The sequence below is a fragment of the Streptomyces sp. SP17BM10 genome (genome assembly GCF_036322405.1).
Lineage (GTDB): Bacteria > Actinomycetota > Actinomycetes > Streptomycetales > Streptomycetaceae > Kitasatospora.
This window is the reverse complement of record NZ_JAQYXB010000142.1, coordinates 1-352: the sequence shown is the minus strand read 5'-3', so window position 1 is coordinate 352 and position 352 is coordinate 1. Positions and strand designations below refer to the sequence as shown.

Here is a 352-nt window from a genome sequence, read left to right as displayed (position 1 = left end):
GAGCAGTACGACCGGGCGCGTGGGACGTGGATGCGGATCGGGTCTCCCGGGAGCGGTTTCGCCGCCACTGGCGACCACCTGTACGGAGTCAGCGTCGATCACCACGGGGTCTTCGAGTACACCGGTGCCGACGACACCTGGGAACAGGTCCGCGGCGCGACCGACCGCATCTTCACCAGCGCGACGACGCTGTACGCGACGGACCCGGCGACCGGTGACATCGAGCAGTACGACCGGGCGCGTGGGACGTGGATGCGGATCGGGTCTCCCGGGAGCGGTTTCGCCGCCACTGGCGACCACCTGTACGGAGTCAGCGTCGATCACCACGGGGTCTTCGAGTACACCGGTGCCG

At 68.8% G+C, this 352-nt stretch carries 1 protein-coding gene; it reads left to right on the top strand.

Going from position 1 to position 352, the window contains the following annotated elements; translation table 11 throughout:
• Positions 1 to 30: 30 nt before the first annotated feature.
• Positions 31 to 352: hypothetical protein (locus tag PUR71_RS00515; RefSeq protein WP_329924282.1), on the top strand; the 322-nt coding region annotated here is incomplete at its 3' end.